Genomic DNA, 25,940 nt, shown 5'->3' with positions numbered 1-25,940 from the left:
GCGCTGCCGGATTAACACTCGATGGCGTTGACCGCGAGCCCTCCCTTGGAGGTCTCCTTGTATTTGTCCTGCATGTCGCGTCCGGTATCGCGCATGGTCTTGATCACTTTATCCAGCGAGACGAAGTGGTCGCCATCACCATGCAGCGCCATGCGGGCGGCATTGATGGCCTTGACCGACGCAATGGCATTGCGCTCGATACAGGGGACCTGCACCAGCCCCGCCACCGGGTCACAGGTCAGCCCCAGGTTATGCTCCAGGCCAATTTCCGCAGCGTTTTCTACCTGCCGCGGCGTACCGCCCAGCACTTCGGCCAGCCCGGCCGCCGCCATGGCGCACGCCGAGCCGACCTCCCCCTGGCAGCCCACCTCCGCCCCGGAGATCGAGGCATTCTTCTTGCAGAGTATGCCCATGGCGCCCGCCGCCAACAGAAAATCGACCACGTCGGCATCGCAAGCGTCGGGTTCGAACTTCAGGTAATAGGCCAGCACCGCCGGAACGATACCGGCAGCCCCATTGGTGGGCGCCGTGACCATCCGCTTGCCGGCCGCGTTCTCTTCATTGACGGCCAGCGCAAACAGGTTGACCCAATCCATCACGCTGAAACTGCTGACGATCAGGCGCTGCTGGGCGGGCGGCGAAAGCAGTTGCTGATGCAGGGCGTTGGCGCGACGGCGCACATTCAGCCCGCCGGGCAACCGACCGGTGGCTTTCAATCCGTTCTCGATACTGTCACGCATGGCGTGCCAGATCTTCAGCAGTTCGGTACGGATGGTGTCTTCGCTGCGCCAGGCTTTCTCGTTTTCCAGCATCAGCTGGCTGATACGCAAATCATTCGCCTGGCACAGTGCCAATAGCTCGTTACCCGACTCGAACGGATAAGGCAGCGCCGTCTTGTCCTCATCCAGCCCGCCCTGATCGGCACAGGCCTGGTCCACATAGAAGCCGCCGCCCAGCGAGTAGTAAGTGTTGGTCGCGATGACCCGCTCTTGCTGGTAGGCCGTGATTACCATGGCATTGGGATGAAAGGCCAGACAGGTCTCGTCCCACTCGATGTCTCGCGCACGGTCGAAGGGCAGCGAATGCCCATTGGGCAGCGTCAGTGGCGTCCCGTCGTCCAGCGCCGCCAGGCGTCCGGCAATGCTGTCGGGCTCGATGGACTCGGGCATTTCACCCATCAGGCCCATCACCACCGCATTGTCGGTGCCGTGACCTACCCCAGTCGCGGCCAACGACCCGTGCAGCCGCACCACCAGCCGTGACACTGGCGCTTCCGGCAACGCCATCACGAAATCCCGCGCCGCGCGCATGGGCCCCACAGTATGCGAGCTGGATGGGCCAATGCCTATCCGAAACAGATCAAAGACGCTAATTGCCATGGCGACACCCGCCCCTCAACGGTCGTTATTGCTTTCATGTCGTTACTTTGCAGTGCAACCCGCCATTCGTCGAGATATTCCTGGTACGTTCGACGTGTCAGCACAGAAAAGTGACGATATAATGAACATCCATTCATGCATGTTTGTTGTTTGACTGATCTCGCCTGACGTAGAGGAACCGTGATGCCACCCTCCTGGCCTATTGATTTTCGCACTGCGCTGCTGCGCGCGACACTCTATATGCTCTTCATCGGAGGCATCGCCCAAGGCGCGTATCTGGAAGCGTTGTATCTGCCTAGCGTGCGCTATACCGAGCTGGGGTTCACCGAGCTGACCCAGACCTTCATTCTGATCAGTTGCTGCACCCTGCTCCTCTACGTACGCCATGTACTGAAAGTATGGCCCACGGTGACCCTTCTGCTGCTGGCCTTCCTCACTGCCTCGCTGGTACGTGAGCAGGACTACTTTCTCGATGAGTACGTCGCACGGCATACCTGGAAAATCCTGGTCGCCATGATCATCCTCCCCTCACTGGCCTGGGTCGTGTACCAGCGTCAGCGTTTTCTGGAGGAGTTTCGCCACTTCAGCAATAGCTTTGCCTTTGGGCTGTTTGCAGGCGGCGTACTGGTTACTTATGTATTTTCACGTCTGTATGGCAGGCAAGTGTTTTGGCGCGCCGTATTGGAGGAGCAGTACGTCCGGGTTTTCAAGGATGTGGCAGAAGAAGTGGTCGAGCTGCTGGGCTATAGCCTGATTCTGTTTGCCATGATCGAGCTGCTCCTGCTGGCCCGACGCCTGCACCTTGCTCGCCAGAAAAGCGCCTGACGCTCTGCCAATCGGTTCTTCTTGCCGTCTTTGGGAGCACCACCAGAGACGGCATTTCATTTTTTACATCCCGCTATACGTAAAGCCATTTGCGCCCCCTTGACCATCCACGTAGTGTCGTCCCCCACACCGCTTTGGGCAATTTTGCTAAAAAACAACCAACTGACGACACAAACGTTATGAATACACCAAACAATCGTGAAAATACGCTAAAACGCGGGGCGTTCACTCGCTTCCTGGATAGCGTCGAATGGCTGGGCAATCTGCTGCCTCACCCGGTGACACTGTTCGCCATCCTGTGTGTACTGGTGGTGGTCGGCAGCGGCATTGCGGGGGCGCTAGGGGTATCGGTAGCCGACCCACGCCCAGCCAATGAAGGCGAGTGGATTGCCGTCAATTCATTGCTCAACGCCGAGGGCCTGCGCCGCCTGGTCACCGAAATGGTGACCAACTTCACCAGTTTTGCGCCCTTGGGTACCGTGCTGGTGGCCATGCTGGGGGTGGGTGTGGCCGAGCACTCGGGCCTGCTGTCGGCCAGCATGCGCGCGCTGGTACTCAACCGCTCACCGCGCATCGTCACCTATGCCGTGGTATTTGCGGGCATCATGTCGAACATGGCAGCCGAGCTTGGCTATGTGGTGCTGATTCCGCTGGCGGCGATGATCTTTCATTCGCTGGGCAGACATCCGCTGGCCGGTCTGGCAGCCGCGTTTTGTGGCGTCTCCGGCGGCTACAGCGCCAACCTCTTGATCGGTACCGTCGACCCGCTCCTCTCGGGCATCACTCAGGAAGCCGCTCGTCTGCTGGACCCGGCGTATATCGTCGGGGCCGAAGCCAACTGGTTCTTCATGTTTGCCAGCACCTTTTTCGTCACCCTGATTGGCGGCCTGGTCACGGAACGCATCGTCGAGCCGAAGCTGGGCAAGTTCGATACGGCCTATGCCGACAGCGGTATCGATCAGCAGCGCATGGAGGGCCTGTCCGACACCGAAAAGCGGGCGCTGAAGGGCACCGGCCTGGCCACTCTGGCACTCATCGCCCTGGTGGCCATCATGGTGGTGCCTGAAGGCGGCATTCTGCGCGACCCCGAGACCGGGCTGATCAGCGGCTCCCCCTTCCTGCGCGGCATCGTGGTGATCGTGGCCGTTTCGTTCAGCGTGCTGGGCTTCATCTATGGTCGCTTGGCAGGCACCATGCACAATGACCGCGATGTGGTGGACGCCATGGCCAAGAGCATGAGCAGCCTGGGCCTCTATATCGTGCTGGTCTTTTTTGCCGCTCAGTTCGTGGCGCTGTTCAACTGGAGCAACTTTGGCACGGTGACCGCCATTGCCGGGGCCGACCTGCTGGAGTCCCTGGGGCTGCGCGGGCCTGGACTATTTGCGCTGTTCATCATCATGTGCGCCTTCATCAACCTGTCGCTGGGCAGCGCATCGGCGCAGTGGGCCGTGACGGCACCCATCTTCGTGCCCATGCTGATGCTGATGGGCTACGCCCCGGAAGTGATTCAGGCCGCCTACCGGATCGGCGACTCGGTCACCAACCTGATCACCCCGATGATGAGCTATTTCGGGCTGATTCTGGCCGTAGCGACCCGCTACCGTAACGACATGGGCATCGGCACGCTGGTCGCTCTCATGCTGCCTTACACGCTGTTCATGCTGATCGGTTGGAGCGCGCTGTTCTTTATCTGGGTGTTTATTCTTGGCTTGCCGGTTGGTCCAGGCTCTGCCACTTACTACACGCTCTAAGCTTTAAACGGCATAACATAAAAAGCCCGCCGTTCTCTGAACGGCGGGCTTTTTGGTCTTCGTGGCTACTCTATTTCACCACTCACTCTTCACTACTCGCGGCTTTACTCGTCCAGGAAGGAACGCAGCGGCTCGGAACGGCTGGGATGACGCAGCTTGCGAAGCGCCTTGGCTTCGATCTGGCGGATCCGCTCTCGGGTCACGTCGAACTGCTTGCCGACTTCTTCCAGGGTGTGGTCGGTGTTCATGTCGATACCGAAACGCATACGCAGGACTTTCGCTTCGCGAGCGGTCAAACCACCGAGGACGTTACGGGTCGCTTCGATCAGGCCTTCGCCGGTCGCCATATCGATGGGCAGCAGCATGGTGCTGTCCTCGATGAAGTCGCCCAGGTGAGAGTCGTCGTCATCACCAATCGGCGTCTCCATGGAGATCGGCTCCTTGGCGATCTTGAGCACCTTGCGCACCTTGTCTTCCGGCATTTCAAGACGCTCGCCCAGCTCTTCAGGCGTCGGCTCGCGGCCCATTTCCTGCAGCATCTGACGAGAGACACGATTGAGCTTGTTGATGGTCTCGATCATGTGGACCGGAATACGAATGGTCCGCGCCTGATCCGCGATGGAGCGCGTAATGGCCTGACGAATCCACCATGTCGCGTAGGTGGAGAACTTGTAGCCACGGCGATACTCGAACTTGTCCACCGCCTTCATCAGACCGATATTGCCTTCCTGAATAAGATCCAGGAACTGCAGGCCACGGTTGGTGTACTTCTTGGCGATCGAGATCACCAGACGCAGGTTGGCCTCGACCATCTCTTTCTTGGCCCGGCGCGCCTTCGCTTCACCGATGGAGAGCTTGCGGTTGACTTCCTTCAGGTCCGCCACCGTCAGCTGCACCATGTCTTCCTCGAACGCAATCTTGCGCTGAGAGCGCGCGATGTCAGCACGCAGTGGCTCAAGACGGTCGGCATACTTGGGCTGCGCTTCCTGGAAAGCGTCCAGCCACGACAAGTCCGACTCATGCCCCGGGAAGGACTTGATGAAGGTCTTGCGCGGCACCTTGGCTTTCTTGACGCACAGCTGCATGACCGCCTTTTCCTGGGCACGCACCTGCTCCACGCTGATGCGGATCTGCCCCACCAGACGCTCGAAGTGCTTGGGCACCAGTTTGATGGGCGAGAACAGCTCGGCCAGACGCGCCTGCTCGGCCTTCAGCTCGCTACTGCCACGGCCAAACTTGGCCAGCGCCGCTTCGACGGCAGCATTTTGCTCACGGATCTGCTCGAAACGCGCCTTGGCTTCTTCCGGGTCCGGGCCACCTTCGCTGGCGGTGGTGTCCTCGTCATCATCGTCGCTGTCGATATCCTCGTCATCGCTCAGCTCGGCATCGACTTCCGGCTCGGGGGCTTCCGCTTCAGCCACCCCGGGAATACCTTCATCGGGGTCGATGAAGCCGGAGAACAGGTCGGAAAGGCGCCCTGGCGCCTCTTCGTCCTGGGTCGCGTCGTAGGCTTCGAGGATGGAGGCAACGGCACCGGGCAGGTACGCAAGCGCCGACATGACTTCCCGCGTGCCCTCTTCGATCCGCTTGGCGATTTCGATTTCGCCTTCACGGGTCAGCAGCTCCACCGTGCCCATCTCACGCATGTACATGCGGACAGGGTCAGTGGTGCGACCGACGTCGCTTTCCACGGCGGCGAGTGCCGCAACGGCCTCTTCCGCAGCGGATTCGTCCGCGGAGTGATCCGACATCATCAAAGTGTCTTCATCTGGCGCTTCTTCAACGACACTGATACCCATGTCGTTGATCATGCCAATGATGTCTTCCACTTGATCCGGGTCGGCGATATCCTCGGGTAGATGGTCGTTGACCTCGGCATAGGTCAGGTAGCCCTGTTCCTTGCCGCGCGCGATCAACTCCTTCAGACGTGACTGCTGCTGCGCATTTCCAGCCATAGAAACCCTATCTCGACGAAGAAGAATGAAACACCTGGGGCGCTGAATCGATTAAACTCAACAAGCCGAACAGTATAGCGTAAATAGCTGGATTTTTTCCAGCGAAACGTATTTTCGCGATCATTCAGGTGTGTTAGGTTGTTCGGTTAGCCAATACTTGGCGGCATAACCTCTATGTGGCCCTGAAGTTCGAGATTTCAACCCCTCACCTCTTGCAACCACCTTGTGCATTAGCGGCCCTGGGTCAATTCCATCACCAACCCGGCCAACCGCTGCCGCTGCTCCTTATCCAGCTTTTGCCCTGAGCGCTCCAGCGCCAGCAAGGCATCGTACTCTTCCTGCGGCGAACGCTTGCGCTGCTTCTCGACCAGGTGTTCGACCAGTCCGGTCAGCTCGTCCTCACGGGTCGCCCTGGGAATCAGCAGCTCACGCGCGGCCAACTCTGCCAGCACACGCCCCTCATCACTGCCCTGAAAGTGCGCCAGTACCACTTGCGGGCTGCGGTAGCGTCCGGCGCGCAGCAGGGCAATCAGGTCACGGCACAGCGATGCCTGAGGATCCTGGCCAGGCAGCCAATCCTGCGTTTCCGGCAGAACGGCCACCAGCGTCGGTTCATGCAGCAACAGCTGCACGATACGTCCTACGGTGGAGAGCGCCCGCGAGGTGCTCGCCTGACGCAACGGCCGACCAGCGCGCGGGCGAACCTGCTCTTCCGGCGCCGCCTGCGCATCGACCGGCTCCCACTGCGGCGACACCCTGGAGGCTGCTGCCACGCGTTTGTCCAGCAACCCCTGCAACTGCGCCTGGGACAGCCCACTTCGCTTGGCGAGCGTCTCCAGCAGCAGCGACTTCAGCATGCCTTCCGGGACCTTCTGCAGCGCCTCCAGCACGTGACTGGCGAAGCGCTCGCGCCCTTCCACGGTCTGCAAGTCGCGCCCCTGGGCAGCCTGCTCGAACAGAAACTCCGACAGCGGCATGGCGCAGGTCACGCGGTCTTCGAAGGCCTCGCGACCCTCGCGGCGCACCAGCGAATCCGGGTCATCCCCTTCCGGCAAGAACAGAAACCGTGCCTCGCGGCCATCGATCATCTGCGGCAGCGCGGTTTCCAGCGCACGACTGGCTGCCTGACGCCCGGCGCGGTCACCGTCGAAACAGAACACCACGCGACTGACCAGGCGGAACAGCCGAGTCAGGTGGTCTTCGGTGGTGGCGGTGCCCAGCGTGGCCACGGCGTTATGAATGCCGTACTGCGCCAGCGCCACCACGTCCATGTAACCTTCGACCATCACCAGCTGTTCCAGCTTGCTGGTCGCCTGACGCGCCTCGTACAAGCCGTACAGCTCGCGCCCCTTGTGAAAGACGGGCGTCTCCGGCGAGTTGAGGTATTTGGGCTGCTCATCCCCCATGACCCGACCGCCAAAGGCGATGGTCCGACCGCGCAAATCGCGTATCGGAAACATCACCCGGTCGCGGAAGCGATCATAAGTGCGCCCAGTGTCCTCGCGGTGAATCAGCAGGCCGTACTCGACCTGCACCGACTCACCGATACCCTTGGCGCTCAGATGCTGCTTCAGCGCCTCCCACCCGCCGGGGGCATAGCCAATCCCGTAGGTGGTCATCACGTCTGGCGAAAGGCCACGCCCCTGCAAGTAGCGCTGGGCCGCCTGCCCCTCCTGCATCTTCAATCGCTCGCGATAGAAGCTGGCCGCCACCTCGAGAAGGTTGACACCTTCCTTGCGTTTTTTCTCCCGCTGCTGGGCACGCGGGTCGTCCGCCCCTTCCCTGGGCACGTCCAGCCCCAGCCGCCCGGCCAGTTGCTCGACCGCCTCGGGAAAGGGAAGCTTGTCGTATTCCATCAAAAAGCGTAGCGCATTACCGTGGGCACCACAGCCAAAGCAGTGATAGAACTGCTTGTCGGCACTGACGGTAAACGAAGGTGTTTTTTCCTGATGGAAAGGACACAGGCCGGAAAAATTACGGCCCGCTTTCTTGAGCTGTACGCGCTCCCCCACCACCTCGACCACGTCGACGCGGCCAAGCAGATCGTCGATAAATCGCTGTGGAATTTGACCTGCCATGGGCTGAGGGCATCCTCGCGCAACACGCTTGTGGGCGGGTCTAACGTCATCAGGCCACGCGCCTGATCACCTTAAACCGCGTAAAACAGACAACACGAAACGAAAAACAAACGGCCACCTGGTGGCGGCCGCTTGGCATCCCTCTTGAGACAACCAGCCAACTGCTCTGGCTCTCTCCAGGTACGGATCAATAGAGCCGTTCGAAACGCTTACGCTCACGCTGCAACTTCTTGGCGTGACGTTTTACGGCAGCTGCCGCTTTGCGCTTGCGCTCAGCAGTCGGCTTCTCGTAGTGCTCGCGACGACGTACTTCAGACAGAACGCCAGCTTTTTCGCAAGAACGCTTGAAGCGACGCAGGGCGACGTCAAACGGCTCGTTATCACGTACTTTTACAGAAGGCATTAAGCACTCACCTACCTTAAGGAGTCTTGAGTTCGGATAGTACGCACACCGAACAAGACGGTGTACGACCCAGTTTTACAGCGCACAGTAGTCTAGTCGTGGTTGGCCATCTTTGCAAATGCTTACGCCCAGCGGGCACGACAATGCTAGACTAGTCGGTTTCGAGTACCTGCCTTTTCAATCAGATGAGTGCTTTTGCCATGCGTGTACTGGGCATCGAGACATCCTGCGACGAAACCGGCGTCGCCATTTACGACACGGCCTACACTGGCGGCCAGGGTCTGCTGGCCGATGCCCTGTACAGCCAGATCGCCATGCACGCCGACTATGGCGGCGTGGTGCCCGAACTGGCCTCTCGGGATCACACACGCAAGCTGCTGCCGCTCATCGAACAGGTATTGAAAGAGGCCCATCTTTCTCGCCACGACCTGGACGGCATCGCCTATACGGCGGGCCCGGGATTGGTGGGTGCGCTGATGGTCGGTGCCAGCACCGCCCATGGCATGGCCAGGGCGCTGAACATTCCCGTATTGGGGGTGCATCACATGGAAGGCCACCTGCTGGCGCCCATGCTGGAGGAGGAGGCTCCTGCCTTTCCCTTCGTGGCCCTGCTGGTCTCCGGCGGCCACACCCAGCTGGTGGAAGTACAGGGGCTGGGTTGCTATCGACTCCTGGGCGAATCGGTAGACGATGCGGCCGGTGAGGCCTTCGACAAGGCCGCCAAGATGCTGGGCCTGGCGTACCCAGGCGGCCCGCTGGTGGCCAAGCTGGCCGAACAGGGCGACCCTAAGCGCTTTCGCTTCCCGCGCCCCATGACCGACCGCCCCGGGCTCGACTTCAGCTTTTCAGGCCTGAAGACCCACACCTTGACGACGATTCGCCAGCTGGAAGCCGCAGGCGAGCTGGACGAACAGGCCAAAGCCGACGTGGCACGCGCCTTCGAAGAGGCCGTCGTGGATACGCTGGTCATCAAATGCCGCCGAGCCCTGGACGAGACCGGCCTGAAACGCATCGTGATGGCGGGTGGTGTGAGTGCCAATACGCGGCTGCGCGAGCGCCTGGCCCTGGAGACCCAAAAGCGCCTGGCCCGGGCCTATTACCCACGTGGGCGCTTCTGCACCGACAATGGTGCCATGATTGCCTATGTGGGCGCCCAGCGTCTGGCGGCAGGAGAGCGCGACGACAGCGGTATCATGCAGGCTACACCACGCTGGCCACTGGACACGCTGACAGCGCCCCTCAGCACCACCCGATAAGCCGTTGGCCTATTTGCGCAGCGGGGGCTCTTCCCCCTGCCGCCAACGACGAATATTGAGCACATGACGGGTCAGCACCAGCAGGCTGAACCCGCCCACCACGATCATATAGTCAGGCGCCAGCCAGGCGCACAGCAGGGGCGCCAACAGCGCGCTCGCAACCGACGCCAGCGCGGCGGTACCCAACCGCCATGCCATCAACGCCCAGATGGCAGCGCTGAGCAGTGCGACGCTGGGCACCAGCACCAGCAACACCCCGAAGGCGCTGGCGACGGCCTTGCCGCCTCGAAACCCATACCAGAGCGGGAAGCTGTGGCCCAGCAGCACCGCCAGCCCTACCAGACCCTGCCACATAATCGGCAAGGCCAGCCACTTGGCAGCCAAGACCACCGGCACCGCCTTCAAGGCATCCAACGCCAGGGTGGCCGCCGCCAGCCGAGGGCCATACAGCCGTAACACGTTGGAAAACCCGGGGTTACAGGAACCGCAAAAGCGCGGATCGGCCACGCCTGCCCAACGGCAGACGCTCACCGCCGCCAGCCAACTGCCGCTCAAGTACCCCATGACGATCCACAGCATCCCCTGCTCACCCTGCCCATCATCAGCCAGCGCCGCCGCCTGAACTGTCGTTTATGGTCGTCCTCCAGTACAATCGCCCGCTTGTCGACGCTGGGGAATGGCCTGTGGACCGCATATTGATTGAAGCACTCACCGTAGAAACCGTGATTGGCGTATACGATTGGGAGCGCACCATCACGCAATCGCTGAGCCTGGATCTCTCCCTGGCCACGGACATCCGGCCTGCCGCCGCCACCGATGATTTGCGCCTGACTCTCGATTATGCCGCGATCTGCCAGCGAATCCAGCAGTTCGCCGACGAGCATCAGTTTGCGCTGGTCGAAACCTTTGCCGAGCGGCTGGCCGCCAGTTTGCAGCACGAGTTCCCGATCAGCTGGCTGCACATGCGTGTGCGCAAGCCCGGCGCGGTGCCTCAAGCAGCCAGTGTCGGGTTGGAAATCACCCGTGGCAGCCTGCCAAAAAACCGCAAGGATAGCGACCCATGAGTCTGGTGACACTGAGCCTGGGCAGCAATATCGCCCCGGAAAAGCACATCCGCCTGTGCCTGGATGCCCTGGCAGAGACGTTTGGCGAACTGCAGATATCGCGCATTTTCGAGAGCGAACCCGTAGGCTTCAAGGATAGCCGCAATTTCTACAACCTGGTGGTGGCGTTCCATAGCGACTGGTCCGTGGCCAGACTGCAGGCTTGGTCCAAAGCATTGGAAATGGCCCATGGGCGGACGCCCGACATGGTCAAGTGCAGCCCACGCGCCCTGGATATCGATCTGCTGACCGTAGGGGACGCCTGCGGCGTGATAGATGACGTGGCCCTGCCGCGGGCTGAAATCACCCAGAACGCGTTCGTACTGCAACCCTTGGCCGAGCTGCTGCCCGACGAACGGCACCCCCGCTGCCATACGCCTTATGCCACGCTGTGGCAGCGTTTCACCCTGGGTCGTCAGCGGCTGTGGGCCATCGACTTTCAGTGGCAGGGGCGCTTCGTTTCCCAGGCCGACCCCTTGCCGCGCAAGGTCCACGCGCGCTAAAGCGCTGCGGCCACGGCCTCGCGCCGCCGTTGACGCAGCGCTTCTCCCAAGGCTGCCCCTCGGTAGCCTTCCCCCATCAACACCTGAGGGCTGACCGCGCAGGCGGCTTGCCAGGCCGCCTCCAGAACGGGGCGCAAGGCCGGCGCAAGCCGCTCCAGCAACTGCAATTGCGCGCTGACCTGGGCAGGCTTGCGCCAGCCATCCAGACGCTCCAGCCAGCACAGCACTTTCTCGGCTTCCAGCGGGGCTGCCAGCAGCGCCTTGGTCGAGGCGGCATGGCGTGCCAGCTGCGCAACGCTATTGGGCAACTTCAAACGCACGGCCAGGGCTTCGCGCTGTGGCTCACTCAGCACCGACACCAGCAGCGCATAGCGCCAGTGCGCCAGCGGCGGCTCGCGCTGTTCGGGAGCTGCCTGCATGGCCTCCAGGGCCTGGGCCAGACACGCCTTCGCTGCCAGCTCAGGCCACCACGCCGCCAACGCATCACACGCGGCCAGGGTCGTGAAATAGCACTCGGGGCTGGGTTCGGCCAGCGCCTTCTCGGTCTCGACCCACACGCGCTCGGCTGCCAGATGCGCCAGCTCTCCGCTGCGGCTGACCGCGCGCATCAGGGCCAGGGTATCCGGAGCAACGGCAAAGCCCATGGAGGCATAGCGGGCTAAAAAACGCGCAGTACGCAGTACGCGCAAGGGGTCTTCACTGAAGGCGGGGGAGACATGGCGAAGCCAGCGCTGCTGGATGTCCCGCTGGCCGTGATAAGGGTCGGTCAAATGCCCATCCGCCGCCTGGGCGATGGCATTGATGGTCAGATCCCGACGGGAGAGATCCTCTTCCAGCGTCACGTCGGGGCTGGCGTGCACCTCGAACCCGCCATACCCGTGGCCCGACTTGCGCTCGGTACGCGCCAGCGCATACTCCTCCTGGGTAGCCGGGTGCAGGAACACCGGAAAATCGCGCCCGACGGGTTTGAATCCACGCTGCTGCATCATTTCGGGGGTTGCCCCCACCACCACCCAGTCGTGATCCACCACGGGCCATCCCAACAGCTCGTCCCGCACGGCCCCACCCACGCGGTAGACCTCCAGCCCTTGGGTGTATGCATCCAGCTGAAACATCAGCGGCCTCCCTGCTGGCTGGGCACACTGACACGCTGGCCGCTCTCCAGCACCAGCGCACTCAGCGAACCGCCCCACACGCACCCGGTATCGATCCCGTGCACATCCACCTTCGCGCCGGGGGTACGCCCCTCCAACGCTGCCCAGTGGCCAAACAGCAGGCGCAGATCGTCGGCACGGGGAAACTGGAACCAGGGCGCAAAGCCCGCAGGCGCGCTATCCAACCCCTCCTTGGCAGCAAAATCGAGCCGCTCCTGGGTATCGATGAAGCGCATCCGAGTGAACACATTGACGATGCAGCGCAGCCTGTCCATGCCTTCGAGCTGGTCGTGGAAGCGGTCAGGCTGATTGCCGAACAGTTGGCGCAGGAAAGCTCCCGCCTGCTCGCTGCCCAGCGCTGCTTGTACCTCTCCGCTCAGTGCCAGCGCCTGTTCGGCACTCCAACTGGGCAGCAGCCCGGCGTGGGTCATCAGCGTGTTATCGGCCTGTACCGCAAGAGGAAGGCTTTGCAGCCAGTCCAGCAAATCGTCACGGTGGGGCGAAGACAGAATGTCGTCCAGCGTGTCGTGGCGCTTGAGCTTGCCGCCCCCCCGTGCCACCACCAGCAGGTGGAAATCGTGGTTCCCCAGCACGCTGCGTGCGGCGCTGCCCAGCGCTTTCACTTCCTGCAGGCAGGCCAGGGAGCCAGGCCCCCGGTTGATCAAATCGCCCACCAGCCAGAGCGTATCGCGGGCGGGATCAAAGCTGATTTTATCCAGCAAGGCGACAAACTCGGCATGACATCCATGCAGGTCGCCAATGACATAAGTGCTCATGGGTAAAGGCCTGTTGACTGATTCAATGTTGGCATCGCGGGGCCGTATCGGTGGCCACGCATAAACCGCTGGAGCAATCGCCGTGCATATCCCACTATAACGTTAGCGACTCGGCAACCCTTGGCAGGCCTATCTGCCAAGCCCTGACAACCACCGGGGGTGCGATTCGCGCACGACTGGCCACCACAAGGATGCCCCGCCATGCCTGCCTCTGCCTTGCCCGACGACGCGCGCCTGCGTCTTACCCGGCGCGATGCGCTCAAGACCTTCACCCTGATCACGGGTGGCACGTTGGTCGCGCTAGGTGAGGTGTCAATGCAGCTGGCGGGGCACCGCTAACCGAAAGGGCGAGACGGGCACATCGAACGCCCGCTGGGTGTAGGTGTTCAACAAGGTGTAAGCACCCTCCATGACACCTACCGGGGTTTGCAGTATCGCTCGGCTGGTATAGCGGAACCGTTGCCCCGGGCCAATCAGCGGCTGCTGACCCACCACGCCCTTGCCGCGCACTTCCTGGCTGTCGCCATTGCCCTGGGTGATTTTCCAGTAGCGTGCCATCAGCTGCACGCTATGGGGGCTCTGGTTGTGCACCGTCACGGTGTAGCTGAACACGTAGCGGGCCTCGCTGGCACTCGACTCGGCGTCCTGAAACTCTGGCGTGACGCTGACCTCGATCTCCAGCCCGCTCACGCGTCACCACTCCGCTGTTCCACGTCCTCATTGGCAGCAACATGATTGGCGATGGTCACGTATTCCGCCACGGTCAGGGTTTGCGGGCGCCGGGCAGGGTCGATGCCCAACGCTTCCAGGGCCTCCGCACTGACCCGCCCCTTCAGGTTGTTGCGCAGCGTCTTGCGGCGCTGCCCAAAGGCCAGCTTGACCAGCTCGAAAAGCAGGACCGGATCATCGGCCACCTGGGGTAGCGATGCATGGGGCGTCAGCCGCACGATGGCGGAATCGACCTTGGGACGGGGCACGAAGGCTTCCGGTGGCACGATGAACAGCTGGTCCACCTGACAGTAATACTGCGCCATCACCGAGAGCCGCCCCCAATCGGTGCTGCCGGGCTCGGCCGCCAGGCGCTCCACCACCTCTTTTTGCAGCATGAAGTGCATATCGGCGATGGCTGGCCCCATGGTCAGCAGGTGCACGATCAGCGGCGTCGAAATGTTGTAAGGCAGATTCCCCACCACGCGCAGCGGCTGACCGTCGCCCTTGAGGGCGGCAAAATCGAACTTCAGTGCGTCGCCTTCGTGAATCACGAATTCGGGGTAGTTGAAAAACTGCACCCGCAACCCCGGAATCAGATCTCTATCCAGCTCGATGACTTCCAGCTTGCCGGTAGCTTCCAGCAAGGGAGCAGTGAGCGCACCCTGGCCGGGACCGATTTCGACCAGCCGATCGCCTTCACGCGGCCCGATGGCACGGACAATCCGTGAAATGATCCCGAGATCACGGAGAAAGTTTTGACCGAAGCGTTTACGAGCACGGTGCTGCTGGGGCACTTGAGACATCTAACAGTGTTCCTTGGAGGGTTGATTCATGGGGCGGCCTGAGAGGAGGCACGCTGGGTGGCCAGCCGCTGGGCGAGTGCCACCGCCACGCCCAGGCTGGAGGGGTTGGCAATGCCGCGGCCTGCCAGGTCCAGCGCCGTGCCATGGTCTACCGAGGTGCGTACCAGCGGCAGCCCCAGGGTGATGTTGGCAGCCTGACCAAAGCCTGCGTATTTTAGCACTGCCAGGCCCTGGTCGTGATACATCGCCAGTACCGCATCGACCCCCGCCAGATGGCGTGGGGTAAACAGGGTATCGGCCGGAAACGGGCCTTCCACGTTCAGGCCCTCGGCACGCAGCGCCTGCAGGGTGGGCGTGATGATTTCCAGCTCTTCGCGGCCCAGGTGGCCATCTTCACCCGCATGGGGGTTGAGCCCACATACCGCCACCCGAGGCTGGGCAATGCCGAATTGACGCTGCAGGTCCGCCACCAGCAGGCGGCTGATGCGCGCGATGCGCTCGCCGGTGATGGCATCCGCCACATCGCGCAGCGGCAGATGGGTGGTCACCAGAGCAACCCGCAGGTCGCTTTCGCCCTGCCACTGTGGCGACGTGGCGTGCAGCGCAGCGTCCGTGGCCAACAGCATGACCACCTCATCCACGCCGCAGGCGTCACGCAGCCACTCGGTGTGGCCCGTGAAGTGCGGGTAGCCGCCTTCGATGATCACGCCCTTGTGCAGCGGGGCAGTCACCATGGCCGCCGCGTGTCCCGCCAGGCAGGCCTCCACTGCCGTCTGCAGGGTGTCCAGCACATAGCCTGCATTGGCAGAGTCCAGCACGCCGGGCGTGGCCGGTGCGCGCAAGGCGACCGGCCACACCACCAGGCGCCCTGGCGAGGAGACCTGCTGGCTGCCCGGCTCGGCGACCACGATCTCCACCGTGAGCGCGAGCAACGCCGCCCGCTGGGCGAGCAGCGTCGGGTCACCTACCGCCACGGTGTTGTTCAGACGCCCCTGGGCCGCCAGCATCAGCGTCAGCTCGGGGCCGATACCGGCGGGCTCCCCGGTGGTGATCAGCAGCGGCAGCGACATTACAGGCGAATGTCCACAAAGGCCTGTTCGCGAATTTCACGCTGCCATACTTCCAGCTCTTCATTGGCACGACGCTGGAAGATGGCCTGGCGCACCTGCTCGCGACGGCTCTCTTCGGTCACGTCCTGACGACGACGCTCCAGCACTTCGATCACGTGGTAGCCAAACTGCGAGCGCACCGGCTCGGACAGCTGGTTGGGGCCGAGCGAGTTCATGGCCTCTTCGAAGGCAGGCACCGTCTGGCCGGGGCGCACCCAACCCAGGTCGCCACCGTTCATGCCGCTTCCCCGGTCATCGCTGAGTTCACGGGCAACGGTGGCAAAGTCTTCGCCCCGCTGCAGGCGCTGGCGAGCCTGCTCTGCGCGGCTACGCGCTTGCGCTTCGTCACGGGTGGGCGTCAGCTCGACCAGCACGTGGCGCGCACGGGTCTCTTCGAGGAACGACTGGCCCTGCTGAGAGGGCTGCTGCTCGAGAAAACGCTCCACTTCCCGGTCCGACACGGAAACCCGCTGGCTGATCTGACGCTGCTGCACCTGGCGCATCAGCATTTCGCGCCGTATTTCCTCACGCACGCTGGCCAGACTCATGCCATCGGCTTCCACGGCATCGGCAAACTGATCCAGGCTCATGCCATTGGACTCGGCAATGGTACGCAGCTGACGGTTAAGCTCGGTGTCGTCCACGCTCAGGTTGGCGCGGCTGGCCATCTGCAGCTGAATTTCGTCCATCACCATGCGCTCCAGCACCTGCTGGGCCAACTGGCTGCGGGGCGGCAGTTGCCCGCCTTGAGCGGCCGCCTGCTGTTCGATTTGCGCGATGCGGTCGTTCAGCTCACTGCGCATGATGACACCATCGTTGACAACGGCCACGACGCTATCCAGCGGCTGACGCTGCGCGGATTCGAAGCTCTGGGCCTGAACGCTCAACGGTACCAGGGCAGCACCAGCACCCAGGCACAGGGTCATCATGGTGCCCGCCGAAAGCAGTCTTGCCCGCTGGGAGAGCTTGCGGGTCCGCAGGGTCTTTCTGATCGTCATAAAAAGTCTCTTTCAGTCGCCATTCAAGGTGATCGTTAAAGGGGTGTGGGGCGGTAGCCAGGGATCGCCTGCTCAAAGTAGCTGTCGGCCTGTTGACCAACACCGCCAAGACCACGGAAGACAAAGCGCAAGAACAGCCCACGGTCACTAAAGTCGTCTTCCACTCTGGCGGTATCGTTGTCGTCTATCCACTCCCGCCAGACAAGCTGTACACCGTAGCAGCAGTCGTTCCACTGCAAGCCCGCCAACTGCTCCAGAGGACGATCGTTGGTTTGATCGTGCAGGTAGCGGCCAATCAAATCAATCCTTGGGCTGGCTTTCCAGGCCAGCGACAGGTCCCACTCTTCACGACTGTAGTCGCGGAAGCCGTCGTCGCCGGGCACCACGGAAGGATCGAACCCTTCGATCTCCCAGCGGTAGCCAAGGTTCACTACGTGGCCGTCCGGATGGCGATAACGTACATCGACACTGGAGCGTTCGGTCTGCTCACGCTCGTCGTCGTAGAGCCATTCATAGCCCGTGCTCCAGCGGTCGTTGATCTGCCAGTCCAGACGGGTCACCAGCGGTGAGCGGTCTCGCGTGGCCTGATAGCGGCTCAGCGGATTGGCATTGGGAGCATCCTCCGGACGCGGCGGCAGCGTGCTCGGGTCACCGTCACTGTCGATACGCCGCTCGGCGAAATAGAGGCTCTGGCCAACGCCCAGCGTCAAACGATCACGTCCGGCGCTGTCTTCGATCAACCGGGACTGCACGCCCAACGAGACGCGATTCAGATCACCGACCCGGTCAGCCCCCGAGAAGCGGTGCGGGGACCAGAGCTGATCCCAGGAGAACGCCCGTTCACGGCTATCGAAGTCCGGCAGCTGGGTCTGGTTGGTACGCGGCACGTAGGCGTAGTTGATACGGGGCTCGAGAGTCTGGCGATAGTCACGCCCGCCCAGCTCAAGCTCACGCTCGAAGACCAGCCCACCGTCGATGGAGGTGATGGCGACGCTACGCGAGGGCGACGTATCGCGGTCCGTGATACGGTCGCCGTAATCCAGTTCGTAGGCGGTATGCCACAGCTCGCTGCGCGGTTCGATATAGCCCCAGGGCTGCTCATAGCGCCAGCCCACGCTGGGGGTCAGGTGCAGGCGGGTACCAATGGCGGCTTCCCGCTCGGGGACCCGCCGTTCGTCCACGTCACGCCAGAAATAGGTCGCGTTGGAGCGCCACTGGGTATAAAACCCGCTGCCCAGCTGCCAGTCCGAGTTGGCGGTCAGGCTGGGCAGGCGGTAGAAAGGGCGATCGGTATCGCTGAGCGGGTCTTCCAGGCGCTGAAACCCCTGGGCCCTGGCGTCCAGCTGCCAGCGCTCGCCGCGGTAGTCCACCTGCGCCAGGCGCTCCATGCTGACCCGATCACCGCTGCCGAACTCACCCCCAAAGTCGTCGAAATAGCGCCCATCGCTGGCCGCTCCGTAGCGCAATTGATAGTCGCTGCGCGGGGCCAAGGCACCGGCGTGCTGCGCATCGATGTACCAGCGCTCTTCGCCTTCGAAGCGATTGTCTCCGGTGCTGCTGCCACCATCGCTGCCCAGGAAACCACCCTCCACGATCCCCTGGCTTTGCTCGAACAGGTAGCGATACTCGCCATTGAGCAGCAGCCCACGGTCCGACATCCAGCGCGGTGTAATGGTGGCGTCATGGTTAGGCGCAATGTTCCAGTAAAACGGCTGAACATAGTCAAAGCCGTCACTGGAGAAGCTCAGCGTGGGCGACAGCAGCCCCGTGTGGCGGCGGTCATCGATGGGAAAACGCAGCCAGGGCCAGTAGAAAATCGGTACGTCCTTGACCTGCAGGCGCGCGTGGCGTGCCGTGCCGAATCCGGTGGCCTGGTTCAACTGGATATCGCTACCCACCAGTTGCCAGCTGTTGGCACCCGGATCACAGGTAGTGAAGGTGGCATCGCGCAGGCGATACTGCTCTTCTCCGGTTTGCTCCAGTTGACTGGCCTGACCGCGCAGGTGCTGCTCATAGAGCACGTAATGGCTATTGCGCAGCGAGGCGCGATCTTCATTGAGCATCAGCGTGGCCTGTTCACCACGCACCATGGCCTGACCGTCGCGGATGACCAGATCACCTTCGGCATCGACGCGTTGGCGGTCCGCCGGGAGAAATACCTGATCGGCCTGCAGTTCGGTATTGCCGCGACGCAAGACCACATCGCCGCGCAGCAACGCTTCGCCATCCGCGGCATAATCCGCTTCATCGGTTTCCACCGAGAGCGTTTCCGGGTTCTCTTGCGCGGACAAACGATAGTCGGGCATCACATAGCGCCCACGACACAGCTGTTGACGTGCTTCGTCCTGCCCCCAGGGCTGCCAGTCCAGCGCGTCAGCCGACAGCGGCTGGCCCTGAGCCACCGCTGACAGCGAGGCACCGGCGAGCACACTGCCCAACAGCGTTTGCGCAACCGGAGTGGTGCGCGAGATTCGCTTGCCCATGTTCGTTATCCTTGGCATCCAGAATCGGTATTATACAGCCCGCATCATGCCCGACCAGCAAGGAGCTTGCATGTCCTCTTCCAGGATCGACGCCCTCACCCAGTGGGCAGCGCAGCATCATGGCCTCGCGCCCGCGCATATTCAATTGGCACCGGCGGGCGGCGACGCCAGTTTTCGGCGCTATTTTCGCCTCACGCTCCCCGATGGCAGCACACGCATCGTCATGGACGCGCCGCCCGCCCAGGAGGACTCGGCGCCTTTCGTGGCCATCGGCAAACGCTGGCATGCCGCCGGGCTAGCGGTCCCCTGCATCTATGCCAGCGACCTCGACGAAGGCTTCCTGCTGCTGGAGGATCTGGGCGACACCCCGCTTCAGGACACCTTCACGGACCCTGACAGCACCCGCCAGCGCCACCTTGAAGCGATGGCGCTGATTGCTCAGTTGCAGAATCGTGCCGACCCTGCTGCGCTACCCGCCTACGATGAGGCGCTGCTGGGGCGTGAACTCGACCTGTTCCCCGAATGGTGCCTGGAACGTTGGCTAGGGCTGACCGCCCCCGAGTCGTGGCCCGCGCTGCGTCAGGCGTTGATCCATAGCGCGCTGGCACAGCCCGTGGTCAGCGTACATCGGGACTTCGATGCCATGAACCTCATGTGCCAGGATCAGCAACTGACGATGATCGACTTTCAGGATGCCGTGGCTGGCCCGCTCAGCTACGACCTGATCTCGCTGCTGCGGGGGCGTTACTGCCGTTTCAGCGCCAGCCAGTTTGCCGAGCTGGTATCGCTATTCTACCAGCAGGCTCGCCAGGAGGGGCGACTGCTCCGCACCACCTCGGAAGCGGACTTTCTGGTCCAGTGCCATGCCATGGCAGCCCAACGTTCGCTCAAGGTACTGGGCATCTTCTGCCGATTGACGCTACGCGACGCCAAGCAGGGCTACCTGGCCCGCCTGCCCCACTTCCTCGATCACCTGGAAGATAGCCTGGCGGCCCTGCCTGAACATCGCACGTTTGCCGAGTGGGTAACGGGCGTGCTGCGCCCGGCGATCATGCAGCGCCTGGAAGAGGACGCGCCATGAAGGCGATGATTTTGGCGGCAGGCCTGGGCAAACGGATGCGCCCGCTCACCGACCACTGCCCTAAACCATTGCTGCCCGTGGCGGGCAAACCGCTGATCGTGCACCACTTGGAGCGTTTAAAGCGTGCAGGCATTAATGAAGTGGTCATTAACGTGAGCTACCGTGCCGAGCAAATTATCTCTGCACTGGGCGATGGCTCGGCCTACCAAATGCGCATTCACTGGAGCCAGGAGGCTAGCCCGCTTGAGACCGGCGGTGGTATTCAACAGGCACTACCGCTGCTGGGCGATGCGCCGTTCTTACTGGTCAATGGTGATGTGTGGTGTGACTACCTACCGAGTGCTTCCACGCTGGCAGCAGGTGATTTGGCGCATCTGGTATTGGTGGATAACCCTGCCCATCACCCTGAAGGCGATTTTTCACTTCGCCAGGGGCGCGTTTCACCACACGGGGAGGCTCGCTTCACCTTTGCAGGCATCAGTTTGATACGCCCTGAACTGGTCGCCTTTGAACCTGCCGGCGCCTTCGCCCTGGCCCCACTACTGAAACGGGCCATGGCAGAGCACCGCGTTAGCGGCGAGCACTTTGCGGGCCACTGGGTCGATGTGGGCACGCCTGAACGACTGGCCGAGCTTGATAGGCACCTTCACTCAGCCTGATACCAGCTGGCAGCGCACGATGAAGCCGTGCGTTGCCTTCTAGAAATGTTATGCTGCGCGACTTACCTTTCGTCGCCAAGATGAGGAGAGCAACGTGAAAGCACAGGTAAAATGGACCGATGGCCGCCAGTTTGTGGCGGAATCCGGTAGCGGACACAGCGTTGTGATTGATGGCCCACCCGACCACGGCGGTCGCAACACCGGCCCTCGGCCGATGGAAATGCTGTTGATGGGCATGGGCAGTTGCACCGCCTTTGATATCTTGAACATTCTTGATAAGGCCCGCGCAGAGGTCACCGACTGCGTTGCCGAGCTGGACGCCGAGCGCGCCGATGAAGTCCCCGCCGTCTTCACCAAGATCCACGTCCACTTCGTGGTCACTGGTCGCGGCCTGAAAGAGAAGCAGGTCCAGCGTGCCGTGGAGCTGTCGGCCGAGAAGTACTGCAGCGCGTCGATCATGCTGGTCAAAGGCGGTGTCGACATCACTCACTCCTATGAGATCCGCGAAGCTTGAGCCGTCATGGGTCGGCTGGCCACGCGGGTGACGCTGCAGCATCAAAAAAAATGGCGTGGCTGGATGCAAGCCACGCCCTGGGCGGGCATAATACGCCCGCTTGTTTTTCCCTTTACTGCGTAGTGCGGGGTCGTCTTCACGGCGGCTGCGTTAGCACGGTGACAAGTGTTTGTCGGTTCCGGCGCTGGCTCGTCGGGGTGTCCTCATCTGCCATAGGGAGGTTCGGAAGTGTCAGATAATCTCCGACTCCACGGGTTCAACAACCTGACCAGCTCTTTGAGCTTCAATATTTACGACATCTGTTACGCCAAAACCGAAGAGCAGCGTGCGGCTTATATCGACTATATCGATGAGCTTTACAACGCCGAACGTTTGACGCAGATCCTGAAAGACGTCACCAACATCATTGGCGCTCATGTACTGAACATCTCGCGTCAGGATTATGAGCCGCATGGCGCGAGTGTGACCATTCTGATTGCCGAGCACGAGCTGGATGACCCGACGCCAGGGCAAACCGAGCCAGGACCTGGCCCGCTGCCGGAAACGGTCGTGGCCCACCTGGACAAAAGCCATGTGACGGTACACAGCTACCCCGAGTCGCACCCCGACAACGGCATCAGCACCTTCCGTCTGGATATCGATGTATCCACCTGTGGGCATATCAGCCCATTGAAAGCGCTGAACTACCTGATCCACAGCTTCGACTCCGACATCGTCACCATGGACTACCGCGTGCGCGGTTTCACCCGTGACGTCGATGGCAAGAAGCTGTTCATCGATCACGATATCACCTCGATTCAGGACTATCTGGCAGAAGATACCAAGCAGGCCTACCAGATGATCGATGTGAACGTGTATCAGGAAAACATGTTCCACACCAAGATGCTGCTCAAGGACTTCGAGCTGGACAACTACCTGTTCGGCACGTCGCGCCGCGACATCACCTTCGAAGAAGCCCGCGATATCGAAGGCCGTCTGCGCAAAGAGATGCTGGAAATCTTCTACTCGCGCAATCTCGACTGAGGTTGCGGGCAAAAGTTTCCGCTGGCACAACGCAAAGCCGCCCTTTCGGGCGGCTTTTTTCATGCTCGTTCATGCGCCAACCCCAGGCTGCGCTAGTAAAACCCGGCGTCGCCTTCAGGGCGCGTCTTGAAGCGCCGGTGCAGCCACAGGTACTGCTCGGGGTGCTTGCGAATGGCCCGTTCGATGAATTCGTTCACTCGGGTGGCATCGGCCACTTCATCGCCGCTGGGGAAGCCTTCGAAGGCGGGCAGACATTCGATGGTGTAGGTACGGTTGTCCGGATTGCGGTGAAACATCAGCGGTACCACCGGCGCTCCGGTCATGCGGGCGATCTTGGCCGTCAGGCGAATGGTGGCCGCCTGCTGCCCAAACAGCGGAGCGAAGACGCTGACATCGCGACCGAAATCCTGGTCCGGGGAGTACCATACGATATGCCCCGCCTTGATCCGCCGCACCACGCCACGCAGGTCGTGACGGTCGATGGCCTGGCCAAAAATGCGCGAGCGTGCCCGGGTCATGAAGCGTTCGAACAGCGGGTTGTTATGGGGGCGATAGACCACGTCCGCCGGGAAAAACAGCGAGTGCAGCGCGCCACCCAGATCCAGCGTCGAGAAGTGAATACCGACCACCAGCACGCCCTTGCCCTGAGCTTTGGCATGGGCCAGGTGCTCCTGGCCATGATAGGCCACGCGATGACGCAGGCCTTCGGCATCGCGACACCAGCCGGTGGCGGTTTCCACCAGCCCGATACCGTTGGCAATGAAGGTTTCCTTGACCAGCTGGCGCTGCTGCTCGGCGCTTTTCTCGGGAAAGCAGAGCGCGATGTTCGTGGCGGTAATGTGCCGACGACGCTTCACGAAGCGCCACGCCAGCAGGCCAATCGCTTTACCTACCCATAGCTTCAACCGCCAGGGGAGCCACGCGGCCACATACATTAGACCAATCGCCAGCCATGTCGGCCAGTAGCGAGGGTGCGCAAAGGAGCGCGGATAAGACGCTTTTGACATACAGATAACCGTTTAAACGTGAGCCCCATGATAGCGCCGAGGAGCCCTGGGAAGCACACCGGTCAGCAGCGTATAGCTGATGGTATCGCAGTAGCGGGCCACCTCGTCCACCGGCAGCACACTGCCATTGCTAGCAGTGCCCCAGAGCACCACTTCACTGCCAATCGCGGCATCAGGCACGTCGGTAACGTCCACCGTCAGCATATCCATCGAGACCTTACCGGCAATGGGGCAGCGCTGGCCGTTCACCAATACGGGAGTGCCATCCACCGCGTGGCGGTCATAGCCATCGCCATAACCTGCGGCGACTACGGCAATTTTAGAGGGGCGTGGGGCCTTCCAGCGTCCGCTGTAGCCCACTAGTTCGCCGACGGCCAGCTCACGCAGGGCGATGATTTCCGAGCGCAGCGTCATCACCGGGCGCAGCTGGCGGGTCAGCTCGCTGGCCACTTCCAGGGGGTCACTGCCATACAGCATGATACCCGGCCGATTCCAGTCGCCATGGGCGACTGGCCGAGCCAGGGTGGCAGGTGAATTGGCCAGGCAAAGCGGTGCTTTCAGCGTTGCCGCCAGGGCCTGCAAGACGCCCATCTGGTGTTCGAAGTAGCTGGCATCCTGGGCATCGGCGTTGGCGAAGTGGCTCATCAGGTGCAGCGCCGTGACCTGTGGGGCACTGTGCAGACGCTGCCATACCGCAGGCGCCTCCTGAGGAGAGAATCCCAGCCGGTGCATGCCGGAATCGACCTTCAACCAGACGGGAATCGGCCGCTGCGGGGCATAGGCCAAAAGCGCCTCTACCTGCCAATGGCTGTGCACGCTGATCCACAGGCCATGATGGTCGACCAGCGCCAGCTCGTCAGCGGTAAAGATACCTTCCAACAGGATGATGGGGGCCTTGATGCCGCCTTCACGCAGGCTCAGTGCTTCTTCGATACAGGCCACCGCAAACGCAGGCACCTCGGCTTCCAGGGCGTTGGCACAGGCCAGCGCACCGTGGCCATAGGCATCGGCCTTGATGACGGCGACCGAGCGGCTCTGAGGCGCGCAGCGGCAGGCCAGCTGGTAATTGTGACGCAGCGCGTCCAGGTCAATATGGGCCACTAACGGGCGCATGGCTATCTCACTTATCAGAGCGCTCGTACGACAGCGCGGTGCTGATAATCCGCACGGCTAGCGAACGGATATGGGTTTAGCGGGCGTTACCCGATTGCCAGACAGGCTGGCTATCAAAAACAGCGCACCGAGTGAAATGCTCGGTGCGCTGTAGACTAGCATGTCGAACGTGCTGGCCGGGCCAAGTGGCTTCGACGAGGCTACGCCTCGAAAATCGAATCCAGAGAAAGCCCCTGTTTTTCCAGCGAGCGTCGCAACTTCTTTAACGCTTCTACCTGGATCTGACGAACACGCTCGCGGGTCAGACCGATTTCGGCACCCACTTCCTCCAGCGTGGCGGCTTCATGCCCACGCAGGCCAAAGCGACGCACCACCACCTCGCGCTGTTTCTCGCTGAGCTCGTCCAACCAGTGGTCGACATGCTCGCGCACGTCTCCATCCACCAGACATGCTTCCGGACCCAGCACATCATCATCGGTCAGGGTATCGATGAGTGGCTTGTCGCTCTCGCCGCCCATTGGGTAATCCACCGAGGAAACACGTTCGTTGAGCCCCAGCATCTTCTTGACGGTCTCGACCGGCTTGTCGAGATGCTCGGCAATCTCTTCTGCGGTGGCTTCGTGGTCGAGCTTCTGGGTCAACTCACGGGCGGCACGCAGATAGATGTTCAGCTCCTTGACCACATGAATCGGCAGACGAATGGTGCGCGTCTGATTCATCAAAGCGCGCTCGATGGTTTGCCGAATCCACCAGGTGGCATAAGTGGAGAAGCGAAAACCCCGCTCGGGGTCGAACTTTTCCACCGCGCGGATCAGCCCGAGGTTGCCCTCTTCTATCAAATCCAGCAGCGTCAAACCTCGATTCAAATAGCGTCGGGCAATCTTGACCACCAACCGCAGGTTGGACTCGATCATCCGCGAGCGCCCAAGGGCATCGCCCTTGCGCGCCAGACGTCCGTAATAGACCTCTTCTTCCGGCGTCAATAGCGGCGAAAAGCCGATTTCATTGAGGTAGATCTGGGTAGCGTCGAGGCTCTGAGTGGATTGGCGGTCGTCCCGACCCAGCGCTTTCTCGAACTCTGCCTCCTCAGCCGTGGCATCGTCATCGGCCTCGTCCAGCGCTTCCCCAACCTCGTCGAGGTCGATCTCCTGTAGGTCCTTCTCCAGCATACTCATGGTCATACCCCCGTTGTCTCACCTATCCGCCATTCGAAAAAGTCCGGGTGGTCGCACTCCCTGTGCGCGTGCACCTTATTG

The 25,940-nt window shown here is 61.8% G+C and carries 25 protein-coding genes; 10 read left to right on the top strand and 15 right to left on the bottom strand.

The features are described 5' to 3' along the window. Positions 1-11 precede the first annotated feature (11 nt). Entirely contained in the window at positions 12-1,379 is a 1,368-nt protein-coding gene (locus RVM26_RS01620) for an L-serine ammonia-lyase (RefSeq protein WP_039175634.1), read from the bottom strand. Positions 1,380-1,562: 183 nt separating this feature from the next. Here RVM26_RS01620 and RVM26_RS01615 point away from each other — a divergent pair, with 183 nt between their 5' ends. Both RVM26_RS01615 and RVM26_RS01610 read left to right on the top strand, forming a co-directional pair. Next, the gene (locus tag RVM26_RS01615) at positions 1,563-2,204 is read left to right on the top strand and encodes a hypothetical protein (RefSeq protein WP_498940418.1); all 642 of its coding nucleotides are present in this window, start codon (positions 1,563-1,565) and stop codon (positions 2,202-2,204) included. A 179-nt stretch (positions 2,205-2,383) separates the two neighbouring features. After that, the gene (locus tag RVM26_RS01610) at positions 2,384-3,955 is read left to right on the top strand and encodes an AbgT family transporter (RefSeq protein WP_287805647.1); all 1,572 of its coding nucleotides are present in this window, start codon (positions 2,384-2,386) and stop codon (positions 3,953-3,955) included. A 104-nt stretch (positions 3,956-4,059) separates the two neighbouring features. On the opposite strand, the gene rpoD is transcribed toward RVM26_RS01610, so the two are convergent. The 3 genes from rpoD to rpsU all read right to left on the bottom strand — a co-directional run bounded on the left by rpoD (position 4,060) and on the right by rpsU (position 8,391). Further along, positions 4,060-5,910, bottom strand: a complete 1,851-nt coding sequence (rpoD, locus tag RVM26_RS01605) for an RNA polymerase sigma factor RpoD (protein ID WP_498940416.1) — start codon at positions 5,908-5,910, stop codon at positions 4,060-4,062. Positions 5,911-6,140: 230 nt separating this feature from the next. Next, positions 6,141-7,988 carry a DNA primase gene (gene dnaG, locus RVM26_RS01600; RefSeq protein ID WP_498940414.1) on the bottom strand — a complete coding sequence of 616 codons (1,848 nt, stop codon included), beginning with the start codon at positions 7,986-7,988 and terminating at the stop codon, positions 6,141-6,143. A 187-nt stretch (positions 7,989-8,175) separates the two neighbouring features. Continuing rightward, positions 8,176-8,391: a 30S ribosomal protein S21 gene (gene rpsU, locus RVM26_RS01595; RefSeq protein WP_016416934.1), complete on the bottom strand. Its 216-nt coding sequence runs from the start codon at positions 8,389-8,391 to the stop codon at positions 8,176-8,178. A 200-nt stretch (positions 8,392-8,591) separates the two neighbouring features. On the opposite strand from rpsU, the gene tsaD reads away from it, so the two are divergent. Further along, positions 8,592-9,647, top strand: a complete 1,056-nt coding sequence (tsaD, locus tag RVM26_RS01590) for a tRNA (adenosine(37)-N6)-threonylcarbamoyltransferase complex transferase subunit TsaD (protein ID WP_498940412.1) — start codon at positions 8,592-8,594, stop codon at positions 9,645-9,647. A gap of 9 nt (positions 9,648-9,656) precedes the next feature. Here the strand turns inward: tsaD and RVM26_RS01585 are convergent, their stop codons facing one another. Beyond that, positions 9,657-10,226 (bottom strand): glycerol-3-phosphate acyltransferase, encoded by a 570-nt coding sequence (locus RVM26_RS01585; RefSeq protein ID WP_039175619.1) that lies wholly within the window; start codon positions 10,224-10,226, stop codon positions 9,657-9,659. Between the two features lie 104 nt (positions 10,227-10,330). Here RVM26_RS01585 and folB point away from each other — a divergent pair, with 104 nt between their 5' ends. Both folB and folK read left to right on the top strand, forming a co-directional pair. Then, the gene (gene folB / locus RVM26_RS01580) at positions 10,331-10,711 is read left to right on the top strand and encodes a dihydroneopterin aldolase (protein WP_039175618.1); all 381 of its coding nucleotides are present in this window, start codon (positions 10,331-10,333) and stop codon (positions 10,709-10,711) included. Beyond that, positions 10,708-11,253, top strand: a complete 546-nt coding sequence (gene folK / locus RVM26_RS01575; RefSeq protein ID WP_498940409.1) for a 2-amino-4-hydroxy-6-hydroxymethyldihydropteridine diphosphokinase — start codon at positions 10,708-10,710, stop codon at positions 11,251-11,253. The genes folB and folK overlap by 4 nt, the downstream gene beginning before the upstream one ends. Here the strand turns inward: folK and RVM26_RS01570 are convergent. Together RVM26_RS01570 and RVM26_RS01565 are read right to left on the bottom strand one after the other, a co-directional pair. Then, on the bottom strand, positions 11,250-12,368 hold the full coding sequence (locus tag RVM26_RS01570; RefSeq protein WP_498940407.1) for a tRNA nucleotidyltransferase/poly(A) polymerase-related protein: 1,119 nt from the start codon (positions 12,366-12,368) through the stop codon (positions 11,250-11,252). The two genes, folK and RVM26_RS01570, sit on opposite strands and share 4 nt — an antisense overlap. Beyond that, on the bottom strand, positions 12,368-13,183 hold the full coding sequence (locus tag RVM26_RS01565) for a diadenosine tetraphosphatase (protein ID WP_498940405.1): 816 nt from the start codon (positions 13,181-13,183) through the stop codon (positions 12,368-12,370). Before RVM26_RS01565 ends, RVM26_RS01570 begins: the two co-directional genes overlap by 1 nt. A 201-nt stretch (positions 13,184-13,384) precedes the next feature. On the opposite strand from RVM26_RS01565, the gene RVM26_RS01560 reads away from it, so the two are divergent. Continuing rightward, a complete protein-coding gene (locus RVM26_RS01560; protein WP_498940403.1) occupies positions 13,385-13,522 on the top strand; it encodes a hypothetical protein in 138 nt (45 codons plus the stop codon). Here RVM26_RS01560 and apaG read toward each other — a convergent pair. Genes apaG through RVM26_RS01535 form a run of 5 tightly spaced genes read right to left on the bottom strand, consistent with a single transcriptional unit; the run spans position 13,496 to position 19,287 of the window. Beyond that, complete coding sequence (gene apaG / locus RVM26_RS01555; protein ID WP_016916312.1) at positions 13,496-13,873, bottom strand: Co2+/Mg2+ efflux facilitator ApaG/CorD; 378 nt, start codon at positions 13,871-13,873, stop codon at positions 13,496-13,498. The two genes, RVM26_RS01560 and apaG, sit on opposite strands and share 27 nt — an antisense overlap. Then, on the bottom strand, positions 13,870-14,697 hold the full coding sequence (gene rsmA, locus RVM26_RS01550; RefSeq protein ID WP_498940400.1) for a ribosomal RNA small subunit methyltransferase A: 828 nt from the start codon (positions 14,695-14,697) through the stop codon (positions 13,870-13,872). The genes apaG and rsmA overlap by 4 nt, the downstream gene beginning before the upstream one ends. 26 nt (positions 14,698-14,723) lie before the next feature. Beyond that, complete coding sequence (gene pdxA, locus RVM26_RS01545; RefSeq protein ID WP_498940399.1) at positions 14,724-15,767, bottom strand: PdxA family dehydrogenase; 1,044 nt, start codon at positions 15,765-15,767, stop codon at positions 14,724-14,726. Beyond that, positions 15,767-16,804 (bottom strand): peptidylprolyl isomerase family protein, encoded by a 1,038-nt coding sequence (locus RVM26_RS01540; RefSeq protein ID WP_498940397.1) that lies wholly within the window; start codon positions 16,802-16,804, stop codon positions 15,767-15,769. The genes pdxA and RVM26_RS01540 overlap by 1 nt, the downstream gene beginning before the upstream one ends. A gap of 35 nt (positions 16,805-16,839) precedes the next feature. After that, on the bottom strand, positions 16,840-19,287 hold the full coding sequence (locus RVM26_RS01535; RefSeq protein ID WP_498940394.1) for an LPS-assembly protein LptD: 2,448 nt from the start codon (positions 19,285-19,287) through the stop codon (positions 16,840-16,842). 70 nt (positions 19,288-19,357) lie between these two features. Between RVM26_RS01535 and RVM26_RS01530 the strand changes: the two genes are divergently transcribed. The 4 genes from RVM26_RS01530 (at position 19,358) to speD (ending at position 22,564) form a co-directional block, all read left to right on the top strand. Beyond that, a complete protein-coding gene (locus RVM26_RS01530) occupies positions 19,358-20,368 on the top strand; it encodes an aminoglycoside phosphotransferase family protein (RefSeq protein ID WP_498940393.1) in 1,011 nt (336 codons plus the stop codon). After that, positions 20,365-21,027, top strand: coding sequence for a nucleotidyltransferase family protein (gene murU / locus RVM26_RS01525; protein WP_498940392.1), 663 nt, complete (start codon positions 20,365-20,367; stop codon positions 21,025-21,027). Before RVM26_RS01530 ends, murU begins: the two co-directional genes overlap by 4 nt. A 94-nt stretch (positions 21,028-21,121) precedes the next feature. Then, a complete protein-coding gene (locus RVM26_RS01520) occupies positions 21,122-21,541 on the top strand; it encodes an OsmC family protein (protein WP_498940391.1) in 420 nt (139 codons plus the stop codon). A 228-nt stretch (positions 21,542-21,769) separates the two neighbouring features. Further along, positions 21,770-22,564, top strand: coding sequence for an adenosylmethionine decarboxylase (gene speD / locus RVM26_RS01515; RefSeq protein ID WP_016916304.1), 795 nt, complete (start codon positions 21,770-21,772; stop codon positions 22,562-22,564). A 92-nt stretch (positions 22,565-22,656) separates the two neighbouring features. Here speD and lpxL read toward each other — a convergent pair whose 3' ends face one another. The 3 genes from lpxL to rpoS all read right to left on the bottom strand — a co-directional run bounded on the left by lpxL (position 22,657) and on the right by rpoS (position 25,859). Beyond that, a complete protein-coding gene (lpxL, locus tag RVM26_RS01510) occupies positions 22,657-23,571 on the bottom strand; it encodes a lysophospholipid acyltransferase family protein (RefSeq protein ID WP_498940388.1) in 915 nt (304 codons plus the stop codon). 12 nt (positions 23,572-23,583) lie between these two features. Further along, on the bottom strand, positions 23,584-24,684 hold the full coding sequence (alr, locus tag RVM26_RS01505) for an alanine racemase (RefSeq protein ID WP_498940386.1): 1,101 nt from the start codon (positions 24,682-24,684) through the stop codon (positions 23,584-23,586). Positions 24,685-24,884: 200 nt separating this feature from the next. Then, the gene (gene rpoS / locus RVM26_RS01500; protein ID WP_498940385.1) at positions 24,885-25,859 is read right to left on the bottom strand and encodes an RNA polymerase sigma factor RpoS; all 975 of its coding nucleotides are present in this window, start codon (positions 25,857-25,859) and stop codon (positions 24,885-24,887) included. Positions 25,860-25,940: the final 81 nt, after the last annotated feature.

It is taken from the genome of Halomonas sp. KM072, assembly GCF_050710315.1.
Lineage (GTDB): Bacteria > Pseudomonadota > Gammaproteobacteria > Pseudomonadales > Halomonadaceae > Vreelandella > Vreelandella hamiltonii.
The sequence above is the reverse complement of the archived record's forward strand: the minus strand, read 5'-3'. Positions and strand labels throughout refer to the sequence as shown.

Coding starts and splice junctions, on each gene's coding strand:
- RVM26_RS01620 (WP_039175634.1), bottom strand. CDS start 1,379: ATGGCAATTAGCGTCTTTGATCTGTTTCGGATAGGCATTGGCCCATCC.
- RVM26_RS01615 (WP_498940418.1), top strand. CDS start 1,563: ATGCCACCCTCCTGGCCTATTGATTTTCGCACTGCGCTGCTGCGCGCG.
- RVM26_RS01610 (WP_287805647.1), top strand. CDS start 2,384: ATGAATACACCAAACAATCGTGAAAATACGCTAAAACGCGGGGCGTTC.
- rpoD (WP_498940416.1), bottom strand. CDS start 5,910: ATGGCTGGAAATGCGCAGCAGCAGTCACGTCTGAAGGAGTTGATCGCG.
- dnaG (WP_498940414.1), bottom strand. CDS start 7,988: ATGGCAGGTCAAATTCCACAGCGATTTATCGACGATCTGCTTGGCCGC.
- rpsU (WP_016416934.1), bottom strand. CDS start 8,391: ATGCCTTCTGTAAAAGTACGTGATAACGAGCCGTTTGACGTCGCCCTG.
- tsaD (WP_498940412.1), top strand. CDS start 8,592: ATGCGTGTACTGGGCATCGAGACATCCTGCGACGAAACCGGCGTCGCC.
- RVM26_RS01585 (WP_039175619.1), bottom strand. CDS start 10,226: ATGCTGTGGATCGTCATGGGGTACTTGAGCGGCAGTTGGCTGGCGGCG.
- folK (WP_498940409.1), top strand. CDS start 10,708: ATGAGTCTGGTGACACTGAGCCTGGGCAGCAATATCGCCCCGGAAAAG.
- RVM26_RS01570 (WP_498940407.1), bottom strand. CDS start 12,368: ATGTTTCAGCTGGATGCATACACCCAAGGGCTGGAGGTCTACCGCGTG.
- RVM26_RS01565 (WP_498940405.1), bottom strand. CDS start 13,183: ATGAGCACTTATGTCATTGGCGACCTGCATGGATGTCATGCCGAGTTT.
- RVM26_RS01560 (WP_498940403.1), top strand. CDS start 13,385: ATGCCTGCCTCTGCCTTGCCCGACGACGCGCGCCTGCGTCTTACCCGG.
- rsmA (WP_498940400.1), bottom strand. CDS start 14,697: ATGTCTCAAGTGCCCCAGCAGCACCGTGCTCGTAAACGCTTCGGTCAA.
- pdxA (WP_498940399.1), bottom strand. CDS start 15,767: ATGTCGCTGCCGCTGCTGATCACCACCGGGGAGCCCGCCGGTATCGGC.
- RVM26_RS01540 (WP_498940397.1), bottom strand. CDS start 16,804: ATGACGATCAGAAAGACCCTGCGGACCCGCAAGCTCTCCCAGCGGGCA.
- RVM26_RS01535 (WP_498940394.1), bottom strand. CDS start 19,287: ATGGGCAAGCGAATCTCGCGCACCACTCCGGTTGCGCAAACGCTGTTG.
- RVM26_RS01530 (WP_498940393.1), top strand. CDS start 19,358: ATGTCCTCTTCCAGGATCGACGCCCTCACCCAGTGGGCAGCGCAGCAT.
- murU (WP_498940392.1), top strand. CDS start 20,365: ATGAAGGCGATGATTTTGGCGGCAGGCCTGGGCAAACGGATGCGCCCG.
- lpxL (WP_498940388.1), bottom strand. CDS start 23,571: ATGTCAAAAGCGTCTTATCCGCGCTCCTTTGCGCACCCTCGCTACTGG.
- alr (WP_498940386.1), bottom strand. CDS start 24,684: ATGCGCCCGTTAGTGGCCCATATTGACCTGGACGCGCTGCGTCACAAT.
- rpoS (WP_498940385.1), bottom strand. CDS start 25,859: ATGAGTATGCTGGAGAAGGACCTACAGGAGATCGACCTCGACGAGGTT.